Source organism: Solidesulfovibrio aerotolerans (assembly GCF_009856865.1).
Taxonomy (GTDB): domain Bacteria; phylum Desulfobacterota; class Desulfovibrionia; order Desulfovibrionales; family Desulfovibrionaceae; genus Solidesulfovibrio; species Solidesulfovibrio aerotolerans.
Map to the genome: position 1 here is coordinate 1 of NZ_WVUD01000019.1, position 21,524 is coordinate 21,524.

Here is a 21,524-nt window from a genome sequence, read left to right on the forward strand (position 1 = left end):
GGCTTCTGCCCGGGGCCAGCGCCCCAATCCCGCCGCCCATTCTCTCACGTACCCCCACCCGCCCCATCGCGGGGGTCCGGGGGGATCATCCCCCCGGTGGGGTTCGGGGCAAAGCCCCGATTCTCTTCGCTTTCGCCTAGACCGCAAACCCGAGCGCCGACGCCAGTTCCCGGGCGCTGCCGGTAAACGGCCGCCGTTCCCACAGGGCGTTTTGGGCGGCCCACCAGTCGGGGTGCAGGTCGAGGTCGGCGGCGTGGGCGATAAGGCGGGCGAGCAGTTGCCAGTCGGGGTCCGGTCGGCTGATGAGCCGGGCGGTTTCGGCGGCCAGGCGCGCTTCCAGGGCAGCTTTGACGGGCGAGTCGTGGCCGGTATTTTTGAGGAACAGGAGCAGCAGTTCGCGGCGTTTTTCGGCCAGGGGCAGTTCAAAGACTTCGTGCCAGATAAGTCCCGGCCACAGCGGCAGCAGCAGCGGCGCCAGGGTGATGGTCTGCTGGGCTTCCTGGCGTTCGGTGACTAGGGACCGGGCAATGGCGGCCTGGGCCAGATTGTCGGCGAAAAAGGCGGCCTCGGCGTGGCGGGTGAAGGCGTCGGCCAGGGCCTGGCGTTTGTTGACGGGCAGGCCGACGTTTTCAAAGCAAAAGCCTTGTTCCGGGCCACCGGTGGCGGGCTGGATGCTGGCGCAGCCCGCAAAGGGGTCGGCGGCGGTGGTCGGGGTGTAGGTCAGGGCGAAGACGTCGGCGGCGGTTTCCAGGCGGTAGAGGATGGCGGCGGTGCCGGAGATCCCTTTGCTGGCGGCGTCGTCGAGGCGGATGGTGACGTCCACGCCGGGCCAGAAGACGGTGGCGTCGTGGCCGCCGGCCGGGAGCCGGTTTTCCAGGGCCAGGGTCAATAACGCCTGGGTGACGAGGGTTTTCGGAGTTTCGCGCCGGGGTTTGGCCAGATTGTTCCAGATGTCGCGGCCGGTGCCCATGGCCGGCTCATTGGAGAGGGCCTCGGCCAGGATGGCGGTCACGTCGGGTTCGGGATCGGCCATGCCGGTGGCCCGGGCCAGTTCGGCGGCGCGCAGGGCAAAGGTCAGGGCATTAACGGGTTCCAGGCGGGATATTTCGTCGAAAAACCAGGCGCAACTGGCAAACGAGGCCAGTCCCCAGGCCTGCATGGAGAGCAGTTTCCAGGCCATGCCGCGCTGGGTGGGGCTGGTTTTGGGGACCATATGGACGTGCTCGAAGGCTTCTTTGGAGACCACGCCGGCCAGGACGCCGCCGTAGGCGACAAGGGCCTTTTCGGCGTCGTTAAAAAGGGACGCGCCAGTGGTGTCGTAGTGGGCGTCCAGACGGGATTTGAGGAGATCAAGAGCGTTGCGCAAGGGGGCGCGCCAGCGTTGGTTGTAGCTGCCGGCGTGATCGCCGGCGGTGCAGCCGCAGTCCGAGCGCCAGCGTTCGACGCCGTGGGCGCAGCTCCAGGCCGAGACTTCGCGGATGCGCACGTATCGGCGGGGCGGGTTGGCGGCCAGATAGGCAGCGTAGTTGGTGAGTGTGAGGCCGTCGCGGCCGGACCGGGCCTGATCGAGGGCATAGGCCAGGGCCATTTCGCCGAATTTGAAATGGTGGCCGTAGGTTTCGCCGTCAGTAGCCAGGGATAAAAGGCCCGGCCCGGCCGCGCTGGAGAGGCGGCGGAAGAACTGTTCACCGTCGGCCAGCAGATGGTCGAAGGCCACGGCCTGGGACAGGGGGCCATGGTAGAAAAAAACGGCGATGCTGCGCCCGGACGGCAGACGCACGGCATAGGGTTCCCGGATATCCAGGGAGCCGGCGTCCACGTCGCGCCAGTTTTTGGCGTCGTCGCTGACCGCCGTGGCCTGGGACGGGGCCAGGATGGTGAAAAGGATGCCGGCGTCGGCGAGTGTTTCCAGGGTCGGGGTATCGACGGCGGTTTCGGACAGCCACATGCCTTCCGGGGCGCGTTTGAAGCGGGCGGTGAAATCGTCCACGGCCCAGCGGACTTCGAGCTGTTTGTCGCGCGGGGAAGCCAGCGGCATGATGACGTGGTGATAGATCTGGGCCAGGGCGTTGCCGTGGCCCAGGCGGGCCAGACTGTCGCGGTCGGCTTCGAGGATGCGCGCGTAGGTGTCCGGGGCGGAGCGGGCCATCCAGGACATGAGCGTGGGGCCGGCGTTAAAGCTCATCAGCGAATAGCAGTTGACGAGTTCGACGATGCGCCCGCTGCCGTCCTGGCGTCTGGCCCGGGCCATGGGGGCGTAGGATTCGCGGCAGATGCGTTCGTTCCAGTGAATGGCCGGGGCGGCGCTGCCTTCGGGCAGGATGCGGCCGAGCCAGGGATCTTCGCGGGGCGGCTGGTAAAAATGGCCGTGAATGCAAAGGGCGCGGTCCATGAATCACTCCTGTCCGTTGGTGCGTTCGATGCGGCTGCCCCCGCTGTCCGGGGGCGTAAAAGTCTTTTGATCCAGGACATCCAGGGCGCGCTCGGCCAGGGAGCCTTCGCGGCGACGCAGCAGCGAGGCGTCGATGTAGTGGACCTCCAGCGGCCCCTGGGCCGGGCGAATGAGCGCCAAGGAGAGTCCCGGCCAGGACCACAGGTGCAGGCGGCTGCCGTCCTCGCCGGGGCGATCCGCGGGCGGGCCGTATTTGGCGGTGTAGGCGTCGAGCACCCGGGCGTAGTCGCCCTGGGCATCGTTGCCCGAGGGCGCGACCGTCAGGGCGACGCCGGAGAGTTTGCCGCCGTCGTAGGCGTACAGCACGGCAAGAAGGGGAATATCGCCCAGCACCAGCCGCTCGTCAGCCCGGCGGAAGTAGCGCCGCCCCCGGTGGCCGAAAAGGTATTCGCCGCCAGGCAAGCTGGATTCGGGCGAACCAAAGGCAGCCCCGCGAAAGGAACGCGGCGGATCGCCCTTGGAAAAGATGCGCAGCCCCCCGGACAGCGACGGCGGCCGGCCGGATGCGGCTTCGGCGGCCACGACTTTGGCCAGCAGGCCCGCGTCGGCGTAGCGGATGGCCAGGCCGCCGGCAGCGGTATCCCGGGACAGGGCGATCTGGGCGGTGGGCCAGCTCCAGACGAGTTCCTCTTCCAGGGTGGCGGGGATGGCCCGGGGAGCGCCGTATTTGGCGGCGTAGGCCTGGCGCAGGGCGTCAAAATCGGCGGCTGTGTCGGCCCGCATGAGCACGGCGAAAAATTTCCCTTCGTAAAAACCGTACAGAATGTCACTTAAGCGCGTTTCGCCCAATTCCAGGCGTTCCCCGGCCCGCCGGTAGTACTCGGCCACGCCTTCCTTGTAGGCCAGGGTCAGACCCGGGAGGCTGGCAATCTCGCGGCCAAAGCGCAGGCCGCGAAAGCCGATGGGGCCACGGGCGCGGACATCTTCGGCGCTTTGCCAGGTTTCGCGCTCCTCGTGGGCCAGATTGGGCAAAAAAACGTAATCCACTTCGGTGGTCCCTTCCCGGGCGAAGTGGGACAGGCTGACGGTCAAGGTCGGCAGCCGCCAGACCAGCCGGACAAAGCCCGGTGCGCCTTCCCGGGCCGGCAGACCGTATTTGGCCTCAAAGGCCTGGACCAAGGCCCCCAGGCCCTGGCAGCCGGCCAGGGTCATGCGGGCGAAAAAAAACAGGCCCCTGGAGAAGCCGTAGCGCACCTCGGTGGCGCACTCTTCACCAAAAACCGGCTTTTCGGTGTCGCGACGGTAAAACGCCACCGGCCCGGCATCGCCGACGTGGGTCAGGCCCGGGTTGTCGGCCAGGGCCGAACCGAAGACGATACCTCGAAATTCCGGTGGTTTGGCCGCTGCCAGGGGGGCAAGGGCCAGGAACAGGAGGGCCAGGGTCAGGCAAAGGATGCGCGCGGTCATGAAACGCCCGGCTAGCGGGCCAGACGCTTGCCGATGCGCCGGGCCATTTCCTTCAGGCTTTCAGCCAACTGCCCCACTTCGTCGCGGCCGGAAACGGTCAGCTTGTCGGTGATGCGGCCAGCGGACAGATCCCGGGCGAAAAGGGAACAGCGGCGAACCGGCACGCCCAGGACCAGGGCCATGGCCACGGCAAAGGCCGCGCCCCCAAGCAGGATGGCCCAGGCCGCGCCGCCGAGGATGCGCCGGGAGATGGTCAAGGCATTGCCCAGCCCCGAGGCGTCGGCCGCCGCTTCGGCCAGGGTGGCACCGCCGAGTTCCGTGCCGGCGGCGACGGCGGCCCGCTCGGCCTCAAGGATCTGACGGCCGGTGGCCCGCAGCGTCTCCCAGTCGGCCAACAAGGTGGTGGCCGACTGCCGGCAGCCGGCCAGGGCGGTAAAGATCGGGCCCAAGCGTTTGGTTTCCTCGTCGCTACCGGCCTTGATGTCGCGAAGCGCTGCCTCGGCCTCGTCATAGCGGGTAAGTGCCTGGGAGAGTTTGGCCGGATCGCGGTCGGCCTTGGCCGACTCGGCGGCCAGACGCACGTCGCGGCCGGCGTCCTGGACGGCCTGGGCGGTTTTTAAGCGCTTGGCGTGCAGCCGCAGGACGTCGGGCTGGGGATATTTGGTCGCCAGTTCCTTGTCCCACTGGGCAGTCTTCAATTCGATATAGCCGGCCACGGCTGCGGCGTAGGCGTCCTGGGCCGTGGTCAAGGCAGTGCGGGCCTGGGCCACCCGGTCGTTGGCGGCAACGGCGGATTCGGCGGCTTTTTTATAGGTGTCGAGAAAAAAACCGATCTTGGCGGCTTCGGCGGCCAGACCTTCCATGCCCGGCCGGGTTGCGGCCTCCTTGGCGGCCTGCAGGGCGTCGGCAGCCTGGGCCAGTTCTTTTTTGGCCCGTTCCAGGGCCTCGCGCTCGCCGGACAGGGCATAGCCCCGGATGGCCTGGGCCGCCAGCAGCAGCCGGCGTTCCACGGCGGCGGCCAGATCGGCCCGGGGGAGCCGAGCGGTTTCCAGATTCCGGGAACGCTCGGCCAATCCGTCCAGGCGGGAAACGGCGAAGAGTCCCAGCAGCAAAGCGGCAACGGCGGGCAGACAGACGGCCACGCCGATTTTGACGGGAAAAAGCGGAAACCTCATGCCGGTGCGTCCTTTGTTTGGAAATGCGGCACGGGGGCAACGGCAACAACAACCCGGCTCCCGGGCAAGAGGCTTCAACCTGTATCGAATATTGAAAGGAAATCAAAGGGGGCCGGGGGCACATTGCCGCCCGGCCCCCGAATTGCTTTGAACCGATGCTCGGTTCCACATCCCCGACAGGGACCGACGCCATCGTGCCGTCCGGCTCCCGAAGAGCCCCTGGGCGCAAGCCTCAACCGAAGCGGCCGGTGATGTAGTCCTCGGTCTGCTTCTGGGCCGGCCGGGTGAAGATGGTTTCGGTGGCGTCTTCCTCAATGAGCCGGCCCATGTAGAAAAAGGCCGTGCGGTCGGACACCCGGGCGGCCTGCTGCATGGAGTGGGTGACGATGATGATGGTAAAGCGTTTTTTCAGATCGTGGATAAGTTCCTCGATCTTTTGGGTGGCAATGGGGTCCAACGCCGAGGCCGGTTCGTCCATGAGCAGGATTTCCGGTTCGATGGCCAGGGCCCGGGCGATGCACAGGCGCTGCTGCTGGCCGCCGGACAGGCCCAGGGCCGAGTCGTGGAGCCGGTCCTTGACCTCGTCAAAAAGCGCGGCGTCCTTGAGGCTTTTTTCCACCTGCTGGGAAATAAAGGTATTGTCGCGCGCCCCGCCCACCCGCAGGCCATAGGCCACGTTCTCGAAAATGGTCTTGGGAAAGGGGTTGGGCTTTTGAAAGACCATGCCCACCCGGCGGCGCAGTTCCACCACGTCCAGCCCCGAAGAATAGACATCCCCGCCGTCGAGCAGCATCTCGCCTTCGACCCGTGCCCCGGGAATGAGGTCGTTCATGCGATTGATGCAACGCAGGAAGGTGGATTTGCCGCAACCCGAAGGGCCAATGAGCGCCGTGGCCTGATGCTCGAAGATGCTCAGGTTGATGTCTTGCAGGGCTTTAAACCGGCCGTAATAGAAATTGAGGCTGCGGGCGACCAACTTTATGATCTCGGACATGGGGCGTTTCCTTTTCTGCTTCCGTTTCGGTGGGCGACACCACCCTGTGACAGGCGGCTTGTCCGGCGTGGACAGGACATCACGACGGCGACGGCAGCGGGTCGGGCCGGACCTCGGCTGCGGTTTGGCCCACGACAGGGGCGGTTTGCTCCTGGGCCTTGGCCAGCGGCAGGGAAAAATGGAAGGCGGCCCCGGTCATCTCGCCCCGCCCGCGTTCCACCCATATCCGACCGCCATGGCGCTCCACGATATGCTTGACAATTGCCAGACCCAGGCCGGTACTGCCGGGGGTTTTGGAGCGATGCCGTTCCACCCGGTAAAAGCGCTCAAAGATGCGCTGGCGCTCTTCGGGTGGGATGCCCGGCCCCTGGTCCAGCACGGAGCAGGTGGCGATTCCCCGGGCCGGGTCGACCTCGGCGGTCATGGCGATGCGCGAGCCTTCGGGGCCAAAGCGGATGGCGTTTTCAAGGAGATTACGCCAGACTTGGCAAAGTTGTCCGCTGTCGCAGGCCACGCCCACACCGTCCGGCGGCAGACGGCGTTCGAGCAGCAGCCCGCGGGCCTGGGCCAACGGTTCGCATTCGCGGATGGCGTCGGCCAGGGCGGTCCCGACCTCGGCCCGGACGTCGGGGGCCGGTCCTTGGGCTTCCTCCATGCGCGCGAGGTTTAAAATATCGTCCACCATCTTGGACATGTGGTTGGCGTTTTTAAGGATCACTTCCAGAAAACGGCGCTTTTCCACCGCCAGTTCCGGCGCGGCTCCAAGGAGCGTCTCGGCGTAGCCCTTGATCGAGGTCAGGGGCGTTCGCAGCTCATGGGTGACGTTGGCCGCGAAATCCCGGCGCACCCGGGAGAGCTTGCGGGTTTCCGAAACGTCGTGAAAGACCAGCACCGCACCCGGATCGGCCGCCCCGCCGCTGGCACCCAGGCGCACCAGGGACACCTCGTAAAACCGGCCCGGACCGAGCTTGGCTTCCAGGGTCACAGCCCCTTCCACCGGCGCGTCCTGTCCGGCCAGCAGCCGGTCGCAGGCCATTTGCAGCTCCGGGCTGGGAATGACCTCGATGGGCCGGCGGCCCAGCGGCGAACCGGCAATGGGGGCGACGCTGCCCAGGGCCGGGTTGGCCGAGCGAATCCGGCCGGCGGCGTCCAGGACCATGACCGCCTCGCGCATGCCGTCGAGAATGGCCTGCAACTGGGTTTTCTGGTCGGTGATGGTGGCAATGTTGGCTTCGATACCCCGGGCCATCTGGTTGACGGCTTCGGCCAGGACGACAAACTCGCCCCCCGGGGACAGATGGAGCCGGCGACGGTAATCGCCGCCGCCAATGGCCCGGGCCACGTCGATGACCTCGGCCAGGGACTGGGATAAGCGGCGGCTTAACAGCCAAAAGGCCATTCCGGCCAGGAGCAGGGCCGCGCCCAGGCCGCCCAGGCGCGCCAGCCGCGTGGCCGAATCGGGCACGAACTGGGCCACGGCAAGGGCGACGGCGGTCACGGCCAGACAGATGCCGGTGGCCCGAAGCCCGGAAGCGACAGAGCCGGCCACCGCTTATTCCTTAAACCGGTAGCCCACGCCCCGGACCGTCTCGATCATGTCGGAAAAATGGCCGAGCTTTTGGCGCAGGCGGCGGACATGGGTATCCACGGTGCGGGCGTAGCCCTCGAATTCGTAGCCCCAGACCGAATTGAGCAGGCGGTCCCGGGTAAGCACCCGGCCGGAGCTTTGCAGCAGTTCGGCCAACAGCCTGAATTCCGTGGCGGTGAGCACGATTTCCTGGCCATCAAGGCTGACCCGGTGGGCGGCCATGTCCACGGACAGGCCGTCGCGGGCCAGCACCTGCCGCTTGTCCGGCTCCGGGGCATGGCGCTTGAGCACGGCCCGCAGGCGCAGGATCAGTTCCCGGGGGGAAAAGGGTTTGACCACGTAGTCGTCGGCCCCCAGTTCCAGGCCGACGATGCGGTCCACTTCCTCGCCCCGGGCCGTTAACATGATGATGGGGGCAGCGGCGGTCTTGGGGTCGCGCTTGAGTTCCTTGCACACCGAAAAACCGTCCAGCCCCGGCAGCATGAGGTCGAGGATGACGCCGGCCGGCGGCGAACGCCGGGCCTTGGTCAGGGCCTCGTACCCGTCGCGTGCCGTTTCGGTGGCAAAACCGGCGCTTTGCAGATTAAAGGCCAGCAGTTCGACAATATCTTCGTCATCTTCGACAATCAGGATGGTATCCTTGGTCATGCGGCCACCTCGGTGTTTAGGACATCACGAAAGAACACGCTGCCTTGACGCCGCGATGAATGACGCGTGACGATTGTGTGACACCACTCGCCGCAAAGCGCAATCCCGCCATCCGGGCCGTTTCAGGCCGCGCAAAGCCTCGGCGTTTCGGTTGCCGCGCCGGTTTGACGCATTTTCCAAATCAGCCTAAGGTGCCATACTTCAAAATTTTGCGCGCCCGGCCGACGCGGCGCAAAGGGCATGGCACATGGCGGGTTGGTTACGCCTTCGGGCACGCCTTGGGGAATACGCGGCAGCCGCCGCGCTGCTCCTGCTGTTAACGGCCGGCACCGGGTGGGCGGACGAGGGTGCTGCGGTCACGAAACTCGGCATGACGGCCGGGTTTACCGGGCCGACCCGGGCCATGGCCGTGGAGTTGTACCGGGGAGCGGCCGCCTGCTTTAACCGCTACAACAGCCAGCGCGCCCCGGGCCAGCCGCCCATCGAGCTGCTGGCAGCCGACGACGGCTACGAGCCCGGCCCGGCCATCGAAAACACCGTGCGCTTTCTCACCCGCGACCGGGTGCTGGCCCTTTTTTCCCAACTCGGCACGCCCACCGTCAGCCGGGTGTTGCCGGTGTTGCGGGCCTACGCCGACCAGGGGGCGCGGCTTTTCTTCCCGGTCACGGGCCTTGAAGCCTCGCGCACCCAGCCTTACGTGCGCTACGTCTACAATCTGCGCGCCTCCTACCGCCAGGAGATCGAGGCCCTGGTGGCCTGTTTCACCGGGCAGGGGATGACCCGCATCGCCATCTGCCACCAGGCCGACGCCTTTGGCCGCAGCGGCTGGGATGGAGCGCGCCGGGCCTTGGCCCGCCGGGGCTTGTCGCTGTGCGGCGAGGCCACCTTTGCCCGGACCGTCACCCAGGGGGACGACCTGACGGCCCAGGTCCGCAGCCTGGCCGCCTGCACACCCCAGGCCATTTTGGTGGTGGGGTCCGGGCCGGCCTGCACGGCACTGATCCGCGATCTGCGCCAGGCCGGCTCCGACGCCACCGTGGGGCTGGTGTCTTTTGCCGGCGGCGACATCCTGCTGCGCCAACTCGTTGGCGAAAGCCTGCGCTGCGGTCTCGACCTGGAAAAAAACCTGGTCCTGTCCCAGGTCACCCCGGACTGGCGCGACGACGCCCTGCCGGCAGCCGTGGACTACCGCCACGCCCTGGCCGAGCTGGGCAACCGCCTGCCGCCGCCCGGCGGCTGGCACACCGAGTCTCCCAGAGAAGGCAGCGCCGTGGGCTTTGAAGGCTACCTAAACGCCCGGCTCCTGCTGGCGATCCTGGCCGCCATGCCCGATCCCACCGATCGGCACGGCCTCGATGCAGCCGCCACGTCCATCGGACCGGCCGACATCGGCATCGGCCTGCCCGTGTCCTTAAGCGGAGCCAGCCATCAGGCCCTGGACATGGTCTACCTGTCCACGGCCCGCAAAGGCCGCCTCGAACCCTTGCTCGCCTCTGTGGCGGCGGTCGAGGAATAATCGTGTCGCGCATCTTTCGCAAAACCCTGCTGGTCATCGTCCTGGTCTTTGGCGTCTCGGCCAATGCCACGGCCCTGCTCTCGGCCTGGCTGCTCCATCGCCACCTCACCGACGAATACGTGACCAAGGGCCGGGCCATCGCCATGGCCATCGCCGCCGCCAGCCCCGACGCCCTGGTGGCCGGGGACGCCGCCTCGGTCCAGGCCATGATCGATGAATTTCTCCACATCGACGGCGTGGGCTATGTCTTCGTGGTGGATCGTATGGGCCGGGTCACGGCCCACACCTTTATGCCGGTCATGCCGCGCAGCGTGCCGGTGGTGACCGTGGGCCACGCCCAGGGCCTGTCCGTGGACGACGCCGTCATCCCGGAGCATGGCAAATTCATCCAGGTCACCGCCCCTATCCTGGCCGGCGAGGCCGGGCAGGTCAGCGTCGGCATGGACAAGGCCGGCATCTGGCGGGTCATGCGCGAGGCGGTCATCCGCCAGGAAGCGCTCATGCTGGTTATTTTTGCCGTGGCCGTGGTGATCTTTTACGCCCTGGTCCGGGGCATCGCCAGACCGCTGACCGCCCTGGCCGGTTATGCCGTCAAGATCCGCGACCACGACTTTTCGGCCGCCCCGCCGCCTGCCGGTGACGACGAGGTGGGCGTCCTGGCCCGGGCCATGGCCTCCATGGCCGACCAGCTCGCGGTGCAGGTCACCGGCCTCAAGCAGGCCGTGGCCAGCACCACGCTCGAACTCAAGGATTCCCTGGCCCACATCCAGGCCATCATCGACAATCTGGTGGACGGACTCCTGGTGGTGGACGACGAGGGCCGCATCACTCTTTTAAACCCGGCCCTTTTGGCCATGTTCGACTTAACCGGTGCCGACCCCACGGGCCGCAATGTGCGCGACGCCTTCCCGGCCGTCCTGGCCGCCCTGGCGGCGGCGGCGCGCCGGGAGTCGGGCCTGTGCGCCGACGAGGTGCGTCTGGCCGGCGGCGGCACGGGCAAGGCCGTGGCCACGCCGTTTACCCTGCCCGGCGAGGCCCGGGCCGCCACCATTTTGCTCGTGCGCGACATCACCGTGGAAAAAGAGGTGGACCGGATGAAGACCGAATTCATCTCCACCGTGTCCCACGAACTGCGCACGCCGCTGACTTCGGTGCTGGGCTTTGCCAAGATCATCCGGCGCAAATTCGTGGACCTCGTCACCCCGGCCCTGGATACGGGCAACCCCAAGCTGGCACGCGGGGTCGAACAGATCCGCGACAATCTCGACATCATCGTGTCCGAAGGCGAACGCCTCACCGAACTGGTGGATGACGTGCTCGACATCGCCAAAATGGAGTCCGGCCGCTGCGAATGGGACATGAAACCCGTCCATCTGGCCGATGTCATCGACCACGCCGTCAAGACCGCCGCCCCCCTGGCCGCCCGCAAAGGACTGTCCCTGACCAGCCGGATCGACCCCGATCTGCCGGCCGTGCCCGGCGACCGGGACCGGCTGGTGCAGGTGCTGCTCAACCTCATCGGCAACGCCATCAAATTTACCGAAACCGGCAGCATCGTCCTGGAAGCCGCCATCCAGGCCGGCGACATCCGGGTGGCCGTGCGCGATACCGGAACCGGCATCGCCGCCGCCGATCTGGAGCGGATTTTCGAGAAATTCAAGCAGGCCGGCGACACCCTGACCGAAAAGCCCAAAGGCACCGGCCTTGGCCTGCCCATCTGCCGCCAGATCGTCGAACGCCACGGCGGGCGCATCTGGGCCGAAAGCACCCCCGGCCAGGGCAGCGCCTTCATCTTTATCCTGCCCGTCCTGGACGGCACTGTGACGGCAGATGCCTGCCCCCTGCCGCTCTACGCCCTGCCCCCCAGGGACGCCAACAGCCGCCGGGTGCTGGTGGTGGACGACGACGCAGCCGTACGCCGTTACCTGGAAACCATACTGACCGAGGCCGGCTACGCCGTGGCCACAGCCTCCGGCGGCGGCGAAGCCCTGCGGCTGGCCGCCCTGTGGCAGCCCGAATGCATCACCATGGATCTGCACATGCCCGGCATGGACGGCCGGGAAACCATCCGGCAGTTGCGGGCCGACGACGCCACCCGCAACATCCCGGTCATGGTGGTGACCGTGGCCTCCAGCCGGGAACGCGCCCAAAGCGGTGCCGACGCGGTCATGGTCAAACCGGTGGACGAAGAGGCCTTGCTGGCGGCGGTCAAGAATCTGCTGGAAGGGCCAGGAGAAGACGATGTCCGGCCCTGTCTGGTCTACGCTGCCGACGGCGGCCGCCGGCTGTCACGGCGCTTTCTCATGTGCCCGGGAGACGTCACCGCCGTGGCCCATGAAGCGCATCTGTGGCAGGCCGTGGAACGAGGCTTCGTCGGCACGGTGTTCGTGCCCGCCTCCCTGGGCCACGACCTGGACCTTGCCCGCCTGTCCGCCTTCCCGGGAGTGTGCGTTATTATCATACCGGATTAAGAGAAGAGAGAAGAGGCCTCCGGCGGCCAAAGGGGTGACCCCTTTGGAATCCCTCCTGGAAGGCAAGGGCTTAAGGGGAAGCCCGGCTGTCCAGGCCGGTAACCGGCCAATGTGCCCGCCAACGTCCAGAACCCCTTGAAAAACTTTTCTCGTTGGGGGGTCCGGGGGGATCATCCCCCCGGCCGCCGGAGGCACTCTTTAATTACCAATACGGTCGTGGGCGTGGCGGGTGGCGAGGCAGGCGGCCACGGCTGCGGCTGTGGCCTCATTGAGTTCGGGCAGGCTGGTGCGGTTGTTAAAGGCCCCAAGATGCGGTCCGGTGGGGATGGCCACGTCGGCCTCGCCCCGGGTCAGGCCGGCGACGGTCTCGGCGGCCATGCCCCGGGCCAGCAGAAATTCCCGAAAGGCCGCATCGGTCATGGCCGCCTGATCATCGCGCCGCAGCAGTTCGTCCATGTGGCGGTCAACCCCCATCTCCTCCACCATGCGCCGGGCCAGTTCCCGGGCGTCAAAGGGCGGCAGCGCGCCCGCAGCGCCCACAAAGCCTTCCTGATAGCCGGCCACGGCCTCGGCCACGACCCGGGCCAGCAAGTCCGGGTCAAAAAGGTGCCGGGCGTCCACCGGCGCGCCATCCGGCCCACGGCCGATTAACTGCGGGTCGCGCATGCGGAAATAGCTCCCGGCCACCAGAAACAGGCTCAGCAGATGATCGCCCATCTGGCGGTACAGGCGTACCGGCCGGCTGCCAAGGGAGGCGAAATGCTCGAAATCGCGCAGGCCCGACAGGCCGAAATTGGGGTGCAGGGCGCTGTGCAGCCAGCGGTCGAGTCGGCCGGGCAACCGCCAGTCGTAAAGCCCGCCGTCCTCGCGCCGGCCCTGCTGGACCCGGTTGTGAAACAGCGGAATGGCGGCCTCGTGGACAATGCCCTGTCCGGCCAGCCAGCCCAACAGCACGGCGGCCCGGGTCATGGCCGCGACAAAGGTGTCCGCGTCCGGGAGGCCGTCCCGCCCCGGGTCGTTGGGATAGGCAAAATAGGCGGAGCTGGCCCGGTAGGCCAGACAGCGCCCGGCCCCATCGAGTCCGGGCAGGGGAGAGGGCGCGTCGGCAACGGCCCACAGCGGCGCGCTCCCCCGGGACAGGGGTGTGGGCACATGGCAGGGCACGGGAAAGGGGAGGTCGGCGCAATGCGTCATCCAGGCCGCCTCCCGGGCCAGGCCCAGGGGATCTTCGTCCCGGCGCAACCGTTTGACCACCAGCAGCACCCCGGGATCGGCCGTGGTCATGAGCAGGCTGCGTCCGGCCACACGCACGCGGCTGTCCGGGGGAACATGGGCGACATCGAGCAGCGCGGCAAACGAAGCCGGCGCGGCCACGGGCTCGGGCAGGGAGACGGCCGGCCCGGCCAGACCGGCCAGGGGCAAGGCACCCACCGCTTCGGCTGTGGCCAGACGCGGCTTTCCCGGCGTGCCCAGGGCCTTGGTCAGGGCGTGGCGCGAGGCCGTGGCCAGAGCGGGCGGGCCGTTGGCCAATAGCGACACCAGCGCGCCGGCAGCGTCGCGGTAGAGGATGCGGGCCTGGGTCTGGCGGACGTGATCGTTGCGGGTGAGCAGCGTGGCCAGGGCGGCCACGGTGTCCGGGGTGACGGCGTCAGGATCGCGCTCGGCCAGATCAGCCACCCGCCGGGCAGCCAGATAGGCGGCGGTAAAATCGCCGTCCAGGCCGTAGGCCGCAAAACCGGCTTCGGTCAATGGTCCCCTACCATCGGCAGCAGACGGGCGAGCAAATCCTTCAGATCGTATTCGTCCAGGGGTTTGGCCATGAAATCGAAAGACCCGGCCTCGGCGGCCCGGTTGCGGGTGGCGTCATCGACAAAGGCCGAGACAAACACCACCGGGACGTTGCTGTCGCGGCGCATGAGCTTGGCCGTTTCGATGCCGTCGAGATCGCCATCGAGGCGGATGTCCATGAGCACAAGATCGGGGCGCTGCCGGCGGAAGGCGTCCAGGGCGTCCTGGCCCGTGCCCACCGCAGCCGACACGACATGGCCCAGGCGCTTGATCATCGCCCCAGTGGCCATAGCCGTAATGGCTTCATCTTCCACGATCATAACGCGCGCCGCAATCATACTGCAAACTCCTTTACCCCGAGGGCAAAATCGTACTGCTCTCCTCTAGAATGGTCGCCCGCCGACGCGTTGTCAATGCTTTGCCGGCAAAAGCGCCAGCTTACACTCCCCGCCGGCCCCAAGGGCCGGCGAAGACGACTCTTTTGCCGCGCAACAGCCGTCGCCCGGACAGGATTTAAGAACCCATGTCAATGAGCGAATTCCAGTCGGCAGCAAACTTGGCCAGCCCGGACTCGGTCAGGGGATGGCCGATGGCGTAGTCCTGCCAGGGTTTGGTAAGGGGCAGCGCCTCGGCCGGGATGGGGGCCAGTCCGACGGGCGCGTAGGCGTAGTCGGCGGCCGGCACGGGCTTTCCGGCCGCAGCCCAGGCCAGCAGCACCGTGGCCGGGGCCGTGATGATATCGCTGCCCTGGGCCAGGGCACACAGGAAATGCTCCATGGAACGCACGCTGGCGGTGAGCACTTCCACATGGCCGTCGCCCGGGGCGTACAGGGCCAGGATGTCTTTGATCAGGTCCATGCCGTTTTCGCCCCGGTCGTCGAGGCGGCCGATAAAGGGCGACAGGAACACGTCGCCGCGCCCGGCACCCTTGGTGGCGGCATAGACGGCGGCGGCCTGGGACTGGCTAAAGACCAGGGTCATATTGACGCGCCGGCCCTCGCCGGTGAGCACGGCCGCAGCCTCCAACCCGGCAGTCGTGGTCGGCAGCTTGATATGGGCGTTGGGAATCCAGGTATCAAAGGACCGGGCCTGGCGCAGCATATTGTCCACCGTGGTGGTGGCGTCGGCGTAGACTTCTATGGAAATGGAGCCGTTTGGCAGCATGGCCGACAGTTCCTGGCACAGCGCCTTGTAGAAGTCGTAGATGGCCGTGCTGCTGAACTTGTTGCCATCGACCTTGTGGGCTTGCGCTTCGGGGTTTTTGGCGAGCAGGCTTGGATTGGTTGTCTGGCCGTCGAGAAAGCCGAGAGCGGCCATGACCGTGCGGGTTTCCTGGGGATCGGCCCCGTCGAGAAAAATACGGGTTTTGAGATTCTCGGGTCGCATATGGGCCTCGCAGCATGGGTTTGACCGTTTTGACGCAAGCGTCGGCGCAAACAGACGCCGGCAGCGCAACAGTGCCAGAACCTAAACACACTTTGGCGGATAATTGCAAACGATTCGGCGGCCACGGCGCGACGCCCGGCGTGCAAGCGCCGCACGCGCCGCAAACGCGGCCTGAACCGCCCGGCCCGGCGATTGTCCCTTGCGCCTTGCCTGTGCTAGCGTGGCTGCCAGGAACCCATCCCACTGGAGGAAACCATGCCCGACGCAAACCCAACACCTTCTCCTGATCCGGAAATCGTGGCGTCCTGGAAACAGGCCGCTGCCGCCCGGGCTGCCGGGCTGGTCCAGGCCGGCATGGCCGTTGGCCTGGGGCACGGGTCCACGGCCGTGGCCATTGTGCCGCATCTGGCCAAGCGGTGGCGGGGGGGCGAGCTGGACGGAGCCATTTTTGTGCCGGCCGCCCATTTCATGGCCGCAGCCTTGCGGCGGCACGGCCTGCCGGTGGGCAGCCTGGATGACTGGCCGGCCCTTGATCTGGGCCTGGACGGGGCCGATGAAATCGATGCGCAGCTTGACTGCATCAAGGGCGGGGGCGGGGCGCTGCTCTATGAAAAGATCGTGGGACAGGCGGCCGAGCGGTTTGTGCTCGTGGCCGACGCCGGCAAACTGTCGCCGCGCCTGGGTACGCGCCACGCCGTGCCGGTGGAGGTCACGCCGTTTGCCCTGGCCCCGACCAAGGATTTTCTGGTCGCCATCGGCGGGCATCCGGCCCTGCGGCTGCGCCCGGACGGCGACCCCATGCGCACCCAGCGCGGCAACGTCATTCTCGACTGCGCCTTCGGCCCCCTGGCCGATCCGGCCGGGCTGGCCGCCGTCCTCGACGCCCGAGCCGGGGTGGCCGGCCACGGCCTTTTTATCGGCCTGGCCGCCCTGGCCATCGTCGCCGGCCCGGACGGCGTGCGGGAACTGGCGCGTCCGGCCGGCTAAGAGAGCCTCCGGCGGCCGGGGGGGATAATCCCCCCCGGACCCCCTTGGCGGGAGGAGTAATTTAAGGGGTTATGGACGGTAGCAGGCAAACTGTTCGGCTGTGGACCGTGAAAGCGCCAAGCCGCATCCCCATAAAAATTTTCCACTGCCAGGGAGGGTCCGCTGGAGAACGGTGTTTCCTGTCAAGCCTGCCATGCGGCCTTGCCTGCTCCTGCCCACCGTCGCGGCAACGCCGTTCCCCCTTAACCCCTGCCTTCCAGGTGGGATTCCAAAGGGCTCAGCCCTTTGGCCGCCGGAGGCTCTTTTCTTTTCTCTCTACGCGTCCAAATTCCCTGGCAAGCCGGCCACAAATTCGCGGATGGCATCGCGCACCCGGCGGTAGTGGCCAAGGGCTTCTTCTTCGGTGGCAGCGTTTGCGGCCAGGGCGGGAGGATCTTCAAAGCCCATGTGGACCTTTTTGACCGGCCCAGGGAAAAACGGGCACAGATCGTGGGCCGAGCCGCACAGCGTCACCACATAATCAAAGGAAACGTCCGGCAGCTCGGACACGAGCTTGGACGTCTGGCCGGCGATATCCACCCCGGCCTCGGCCATGACGGCCACGGCCCGGGGATTGAGCCCGTGCTTTTCCACGCCGGCCGAAAAAGCGGTCAGGACGTCGCTGCGAAGCGCCCGGGCAAAGCCCTCGGCCATCTGGCTGCGGCAGGAGTTGCCGGTACACAGAAACAGGATGTTTTTCTTTTCGTTCATTGGTCTTTCTCGTCCTGTGGAAATGGAGGCCGCGCCCCCTTCACCCCCTGCCTTCCAGGAGGGTTTCCAAAGGGGCCACCCCTTTGGCCGCCGGAGGCATTCTTCCTCTTCTGCCTTCCTCTCCCTCCCCCCGGTCGCCGGGGGCAGTTACGACACGTCGCCCAAGGGCCGGCGGGTTCCCGAGGTCAGTTCCTGGGACAGATCGGCCATGCGCACCTTGATGGCGTCGCGGATGCGGCGCACCTGCTCCAGGCGCTCCTCTGGCGAACCGACGACGGCAGCCGGATCGGCAAACGGCAGATGCAGCCGGTGGGTCACGCCGGGGAACACCGGGCACTGGCCTTCCAGGGACTCTTCGCACACCGTGACCACATAATCAAACAACTGTCCGTCTTTAAAGAGATCAAAAACCTTGCGGGTCTGCTTGCCCGAGAGATCAATGCCGTCCTCGGCCATGACCGCCACCACCAGGGGATTAATGACGGTGGGCGTGAGACCGGCGCTGGTGACGGTCACCCCGTCTCCGGCCATCTGCCGCAGATACGCTTCGGCCATCTGGCTTCTGGCGCTGTTGTGGACACAAATAAACAGTACGCGCATGGCGTCCTCCTTGCTTTCCCGGCTGTCCAGGCTGTAGCCGACGCATATGGCAATCCGGTGACGCCCCGGGTGGCCGGGCCACCGTTTCGACGCCCGGGGCCAGGGGCCGCCCCAGGTTCGTGTGCTCCATCCCGTGCCTGGCTGCGGTTCTGAAAGCCCGGGATACTGCCCCCAAACCCCGGCCAAAGGTGCTCCGTGTCATTTTGTCCCGTCGTGGCAACCACGGCCTAAATCCGCCAAGAGCCCTTGGTTTCGGCGTTTTTTTGGCCCCGGACGGTCCGCTGGCGAGACAACTCGCCCCAACCCCGGGCAGTGTCCCCTTTTTACCCAACCAGGGGTTTGGCCTGGGACAAGTTGTCCAAGACGCGCCAGCCCGCCAACTGCGCGGGTTTTGCGGGACCGCGCCGCCGCAGCCGTTGTTTCCAACCGGCGCAAGGGGCCTGCAATCGGCCAGACTGCCCCCCTTCAAAAAAGGTCTGACGTTTTAAACGCTTGAAATACCAAGGGTGCAGATTTGGCCCGGGAATTGCTCTAGGGGAAACAGCGTTTACGCTTACGCCAAACGGAAATCAGGTTTGGGGTCCGTTCGCAAAAACTAAACCTTAACCACAGTGAGGTTGGCACCATGGCTGTTCGCGAGCAAGTTTACGGTTTCTTCATTCCCAGCGTGACCCTTATCGGTATCGGCGCTTCCAAACAGATCCCTGAGAAAATCAAGGCCCTGGGCGGATCGAAACCGCTGATCGTCACCGACAAGGGCGTGGTCAAGGTCGGTATCTGCAAGCAGATCACCGATCTGCTCGACGCCGCTGGCATGAAGTACCATGTCTACGACGAGACCATCCCCAACCCCACCGACGCCAACGTCCACAAGGGCGTGGAAGTCTACAAAGCCAACGGCTGCGACAGCCTTATCACCCTGGGTGGCGGTTCTTCGCATGACTGCGGCAAGGGCGTCGGCCTTGTCGTCTCCAACGGCGGCAAGATCCATGACTTCGAAGGCGTGGACAAGTCCACCAAGTCCTTCATGCCCTACCTGGCCGTCAACACCACGGCTGGCACCGCTTCCGAAATGACCCGTTTCTGCATCATCACCGACCTGTCCCGCCACGTGAAGATGGCCATTGTTGACTGGCGCGTCACCCCGCACATCGCCATCGATGACCCGGTCCTGATGGTCGGCATGCCCCCGGCGCTGACCGCCGCCACCGGCATGGACGCTCTGACCCACGCTGTCGAGGCCTTCGTGTCCACCATCGCCAACCCGATGACCGACGCTTGCGCCATCGAAGCCTTCAAGCTGATCTTTAAGTACCTGCGCAAGGCCGTTGCCAATGGACAGGACATCGAAGCCCGCGAAGGCATGTGCTTCGCGCAGTACCTGGCCGGCATGGCGTTCAACAACGCCTCCCTGGGCCACGTCCACGCCATGGCGCACCAGCTGGGCGGCTTCTATGACCTGCCCCACGGCGAGTGCAACGCCATCCTGCTGCCCCATGTCGAGAAGTTCAACCTGATCGCCAAAGTCGAGAAGTTCGCCGCCATGGCCGAGATCATGGGCGAGAACATCGCCGGCCTGGCCCCCCGTGACGCCGCCGAACTGGCTCTTAAGGCCATTCGTCAGCTGTCCGCCGACGTCGGCATCCCGGCCGGCCTGATCGACCTTGGCAAGAAGTACGGCAAGGATGTCAAGGCTTCCGACATCCCGACCATGACCGGCAACGCCCAGAAGGACGCCTGCGGTTTCACCAACCCCCGCTGCCCGACCGACAAGGACGTTACCGACATCTTCACCGCCGCCCTGTAAGGGAATCGGACTCACAAACGGGGGGGCTTTGGCCCCCCCGTTTATGCCTGGCGACGCAGGGAACGAAAGCCTGTCCGGCAGGGCGCATTGCCACCGGTTACGGTCGCAACGCCACGGTCAGCCAGGCCGAACAGGTCCAGCGTGACAACATCGGCAACAGCGACATGGTACCAGCCGTGGCAGCGGCGAAGACCATGCCTTTTTGGACGCAGGATGCTGTTTCCCCCTGTCCAAGAGGACTGAGAACGCAGCCCGGAAGGGCTCAAATTTTTTCGACTTTGTTCCGAAGTGATACAAAGCCCACCGCCTGGATCACTCGGATTATGCGCAAGCAACTGAATTTACCAGCTATTTCCTCCAGGCTCGACGCCCGGTCCGGGGTGGAAAACCACTGACCGCCGTGCTATCCACCCCGGGCTGCGGTCGTCGTGTTCACCGGGGGTCTGGACTCCGGGACGCTTCGCTTGCGATCGTGTCGTCACCTTTCACGTCAACCGGATAGGACTGCATGAACATCATCAATCTCACCCGCGACCATGACGAGGATTTCGTACACAGGGTGGAGGAGGAGTCCGGTCAGAAAGTCAGCCTGTGCTACCAGTGCGGGAACTGCACGGCTGGCTGTCCGTACACCTTCGCTTACGACATACCCGTCAGTCAGATCATGCGACTCGTCCAGATGGGCCAGAAAAAGACCGTACTTTCCAGCAAGTCCATCTGGCTGTGCGCCACCTGCGAATCCTGCACCACCCGTTGTCCCAACAACATCGACGTCGCCTGTATCATGGACGTGCTGCGCCACATGGCCCGGCGCGAGGGGCTGGCCGCCGTGCCCCAGGTCAAGACCTTCTGGGACAGCTTTCTGGACTCCGTGCGCGCCCACGGCCGGGTCTTTGAAATGGGCCTTTTGATCAACTACGTGACCAAGACCGGGCGCTTCTGGACCGACATGGATCTGGGCCCCAAAATCCTGCCCAAGGGCAAGCTCGCTTTAAAGCCCCACGACATCCAGGGCAAGGAGCACGTTGCCCGGATTTTCGAGCGTTTTGACAGGGAGTCCAACTCATGAGCGAAGCCATCGCCTACTACCCCGGATGTTCGGGCCTGGGCACCTCCAAGGAGTACGACACGTCCACCCGGGCCGTGTGCGCGGCTCTCGGCCTGTCCCTGGTCGATATCCCGGATTGGAGCTGCTGCGGCTCCACCCCGGCCCACACCAAGGACCACACCCTCTCCGCCGCCTTGTCCGCCAGAAACCTCCAGCTCGTCTCCGACATGGGTCTCAAGGCTGCGGCCACGCCCTGCCCGAGCTGCCTGACCAACCTGCGCACCGCCAACCACCGCATTGAGGGTGACGCATTCAAGGCCAAGGTCAACAAGCTTCTGGACGATCCCTACGGCGGCGACGTCAACGCCATCTCCGTGCTCCAGGCCCTGGTGGAAACCGTTGGCCTGGACACCATCGCTTCGGCCGTGCGCACGCCCTTAAAGGGGCTCAAGGTGGCCTGCTACTACGGCTGCATCATGAACCGGCCGCCGGAGCTGATGGCCTTTGACGACTGCGAGAACCCCATGGCCATGGACAACATCCTGACCGCCCTGGGCGCAACAGTCGTTCCCTTTCCGCTCAAGGTCGAATGCTGCGGGGCCTCCTACGGCATCCCCCGGCCCGATGTGGTGGCGAAGCTGTCCGGCAAGCTCCTGGAAGCCGCCGCTGGCCTGGATGCGGACATGATCGCCGTGGCCTGCCCCCTGTGCCAGATGAACCTTGACCTCAGACAAGGGCAGATCAATCGGGCCATGGGCACCAGCTACCGTACCCCGGTGCCCTACTTCACCCAGCTCATGGGCGTGGCGCTCAACATTCCGGATGCGGAAATCGGTTTCGGCCAACTCAACGTCGATCCGAGGCCCGTCCTTTCCAAGGCCTTGTCGGGCGCGGACTAACAGGGAGC

17 protein-coding genes are annotated in these 21,524 nt (G+C 66.1%); 6 read left to right on the top strand and 11 right to left on the bottom strand.

The genetic code is table 11. The features are described 5' to 3' along the window. Positions 1–136: 136 nt before the first annotated feature. From GTA51_RS11330 to GTA51_RS11355, 6 genes are all read right to left on the bottom strand, one after another. Entirely contained in the window at positions 137–2,392 is a 2,256-nt protein-coding gene (locus GTA51_RS11330) for a DUF3536 domain-containing protein (protein WP_160961183.1), read from the bottom strand. A 3-nt stretch (positions 2,393–2,395) separates the two neighbouring features. Further along, positions 2,396–3,859 (bottom strand): hypothetical protein, encoded by a 1,464-nt coding sequence (locus GTA51_RS11335; protein WP_160961185.1) that lies wholly within the window; start codon positions 3,857–3,859, stop codon positions 2,396–2,398. Between the two features lie 11 nt (positions 3,860–3,870). Further along, positions 3,871–5,034 (bottom strand): HAMP domain-containing protein, encoded by a 1,164-nt coding sequence (locus tag GTA51_RS11340; protein ID WP_160961186.1) that lies wholly within the window; start codon positions 5,032–5,034, stop codon positions 3,871–3,873. 232 nt (positions 5,035–5,266) lie between these two features. Then, entirely contained in the window at positions 5,267–6,028 is a 762-nt protein-coding gene (gene pstB / locus GTA51_RS11345; RefSeq protein ID WP_160961188.1) for a phosphate ABC transporter ATP-binding protein PstB, read from the bottom strand. 79 nt (positions 6,029–6,107) lie between these two features. Further along, on the bottom strand, positions 6,108–7,577 hold the full coding sequence (locus GTA51_RS11350; protein WP_160961190.1) for an ATP-binding protein: 1,470 nt from the start codon (positions 7,575–7,577) through the stop codon (positions 6,108–6,110). Between the two features lie 3 nt (positions 7,578–7,580). Next, positions 7,581–8,264 (bottom strand): winged helix-turn-helix domain-containing protein, encoded by a 684-nt coding sequence (locus GTA51_RS11355; RefSeq protein ID WP_160961191.1) that lies wholly within the window; start codon positions 8,262–8,264, stop codon positions 7,581–7,583. A gap of 247 nt (positions 8,265–8,511) precedes the next feature. Between GTA51_RS11355 and GTA51_RS11360 the strand changes: the two genes are divergently transcribed. Both GTA51_RS11360 and GTA51_RS11365 read left to right on the top strand, forming a co-directional pair. Then, on the top strand, positions 8,512–9,780 hold the full coding sequence (locus GTA51_RS11360) for an ABC transporter substrate-binding protein (protein WP_160961193.1): 1,269 nt from the start codon (positions 8,512–8,514) through the stop codon (positions 9,778–9,780). A 2-nt stretch (positions 9,781–9,782) separates the two neighbouring features. Continuing rightward, the gene (locus GTA51_RS11365; RefSeq protein WP_160961194.1) at positions 9,783–12,251 is read left to right on the top strand and encodes an ATP-binding protein; all 2,469 of its coding nucleotides are present in this window, start codon (positions 9,783–9,785) and stop codon (positions 12,249–12,251) included. 198 nt (positions 12,252–12,449) lie between these two features. Here the strand turns inward: GTA51_RS11365 and GTA51_RS11370 are convergent, their stop codons facing one another. The 3 genes from GTA51_RS11370 to GTA51_RS11380 all read right to left on the bottom strand — a co-directional run bounded on the left by GTA51_RS11370 (position 12,450) and on the right by GTA51_RS11380 (position 15,425). After that, positions 12,450–14,000 carry a SidJ-related pseudokinase gene (locus tag GTA51_RS11370; protein ID WP_160961196.1) on the bottom strand — a complete coding sequence of 517 codons (1,551 nt, stop codon included), beginning with the start codon at positions 13,998–14,000 and terminating at the stop codon, positions 12,450–12,452. Then, on the bottom strand, positions 13,997–14,377 hold the full coding sequence (locus tag GTA51_RS11375; protein WP_160961198.1) for a response regulator: 381 nt from the start codon (positions 14,375–14,377) through the stop codon (positions 13,997–13,999). The genes GTA51_RS11370 and GTA51_RS11375 overlap by 4 nt, the downstream gene beginning before the upstream one ends. Before the next feature lie 175 nt (positions 14,378–14,552). After that, positions 14,553–15,425: a transaldolase family protein gene (locus tag GTA51_RS11380; RefSeq protein WP_160961199.1), complete on the bottom strand. Its 873-nt coding sequence runs from the start codon at positions 15,423–15,425 to the stop codon at positions 14,553–14,555. A 255-nt stretch (positions 15,426–15,680) separates the two neighbouring features. Between GTA51_RS11380 and rpiA the strand changes: the two genes are divergently transcribed. Beyond that, a complete protein-coding gene (gene rpiA, locus GTA51_RS11385) occupies positions 15,681–16,412 on the top strand; it encodes a ribose-5-phosphate isomerase RpiA (RefSeq protein ID WP_160961201.1) in 732 nt (243 codons plus the stop codon). A 315-nt stretch (positions 16,413–16,727) separates the two neighbouring features. Here rpiA and GTA51_RS11390 read toward each other — a convergent pair whose 3' ends face one another. Both GTA51_RS11390 and GTA51_RS11395 read right to left on the bottom strand, forming a co-directional pair. Continuing rightward, the gene (locus GTA51_RS11390) at positions 16,728–17,162 is read right to left on the bottom strand and encodes an arsenate reductase ArsC (RefSeq protein ID WP_160961202.1); all 435 of its coding nucleotides are present in this window, start codon (positions 17,160–17,162) and stop codon (positions 16,728–16,730) included. A gap of 147 nt (positions 17,163–17,309) precedes the next feature. Beyond that, a complete protein-coding gene (locus GTA51_RS11395) occupies positions 17,310–17,762 on the bottom strand; it encodes an arsenate reductase ArsC (RefSeq protein WP_160961204.1) in 453 nt (150 codons plus the stop codon). Between the two features lie 625 nt (positions 17,763–18,387). On the opposite strand from GTA51_RS11395, the gene GTA51_RS11400 reads away from it, so the two are divergent. From GTA51_RS11400 to GTA51_RS11410, 3 genes are all read left to right on the top strand, one after another. Continuing rightward, entirely contained in the window at positions 18,388–19,569 is a 1,182-nt protein-coding gene (locus GTA51_RS11400) for an iron-containing alcohol dehydrogenase (protein WP_160961205.1), read from the top strand. A gap of 508 nt (positions 19,570–20,077) precedes the next feature. Beyond that, positions 20,078–20,638 (top strand): 4Fe-4S dicluster domain-containing protein, encoded by a 561-nt coding sequence (locus GTA51_RS11405; protein ID WP_160961207.1) that lies wholly within the window; start codon positions 20,078–20,080, stop codon positions 20,636–20,638. Then, complete coding sequence (locus GTA51_RS11410; protein WP_160961208.1) at positions 20,635–21,516, top strand: CoB--CoM heterodisulfide reductase iron-sulfur subunit B family protein; 882 nt, start codon at positions 20,635–20,637, stop codon at positions 21,514–21,516. The genes GTA51_RS11405 and GTA51_RS11410 overlap by 4 nt, the downstream gene beginning before the upstream one ends. The last annotated feature ends 8 nt before the right edge of the window (positions 21,517–21,524 follow it).

What these genes read in the sequence shown, in the direction of transcription:
- GTA51_RS11330 (WP_160961183.1), bottom strand. Translation starts at nt 2,392, where the DNA reads ATGGACCGCGCCCTTTGCATTCACGGCCATTTTTACCAGCCGCCCCGC.
- GTA51_RS11335 (WP_160961185.1), bottom strand. Translation starts at nt 3,859, where the DNA reads ATGACCGCGCGCATCCTTTGCCTGACCCTGGCCCTCCTGTTCCTGGCC.
- GTA51_RS11340 (WP_160961186.1), bottom strand. Translation starts at nt 5,034, where the DNA reads ATGAGGTTTCCGCTTTTTCCCGTCAAAATCGGCGTGGCCGTCTGTCTG.
- pstB (WP_160961188.1), bottom strand. Translation starts at nt 6,028, where the DNA reads ATGTCCGAGATCATAAAGTTGGTCGCCCGCAGCCTCAATTTCTATTAC.
- GTA51_RS11355 (WP_160961191.1), bottom strand. Translation starts at nt 8,264, where the DNA reads ATGACCAAGGATACCATCCTGATTGTCGAAGATGACGAAGATATTGTC.
- GTA51_RS11360 (WP_160961193.1), top strand. Translation starts at nt 8,512, where the DNA reads ATGGCGGGTTGGTTACGCCTTCGGGCACGCCTTGGGGAATACGCGGCA.
- GTA51_RS11375 (WP_160961198.1), bottom strand. Translation starts at nt 14,377, where the DNA reads ATGATTGCGGCGCGCGTTATGATCGTGGAAGATGAAGCCATTACGGCT.
- GTA51_RS11380 (WP_160961199.1), bottom strand. Translation starts at nt 15,425, where the DNA reads ATGCGACCCGAGAATCTCAAAACCCGTATTTTTCTCGACGGGGCCGAT.
- rpiA (WP_160961201.1), top strand. Translation starts at nt 15,681, where the DNA reads ATGCCCGACGCAAACCCAACACCTTCTCCTGATCCGGAAATCGTGGCG.
- GTA51_RS11390 (WP_160961202.1), bottom strand. Translation starts at nt 17,162, where the DNA reads ATGAACGAAAAGAAAAACATCCTGTTTCTGTGTACCGGCAACTCCTGC.
- GTA51_RS11395 (WP_160961204.1), bottom strand. Translation starts at nt 17,762, where the DNA reads ATGCGCGTACTGTTTATTTGTGTCCACAACAGCGCCAGAAGCCAGATG.
- GTA51_RS11400 (WP_160961205.1), top strand. Translation starts at nt 18,388, where the DNA reads ATGGCTGTTCGCGAGCAAGTTTACGGTTTCTTCATTCCCAGCGTGACC.
- GTA51_RS11405 (WP_160961207.1), top strand. Translation starts at nt 20,078, where the DNA reads ATGAACATCATCAATCTCACCCGCGACCATGACGAGGATTTCGTACAC.
- GTA51_RS11410 (WP_160961208.1), top strand. Translation starts at nt 20,635, where the DNA reads ATGAGCGAAGCCATCGCCTACTACCCCGGATGTTCGGGCCTGGGCACC.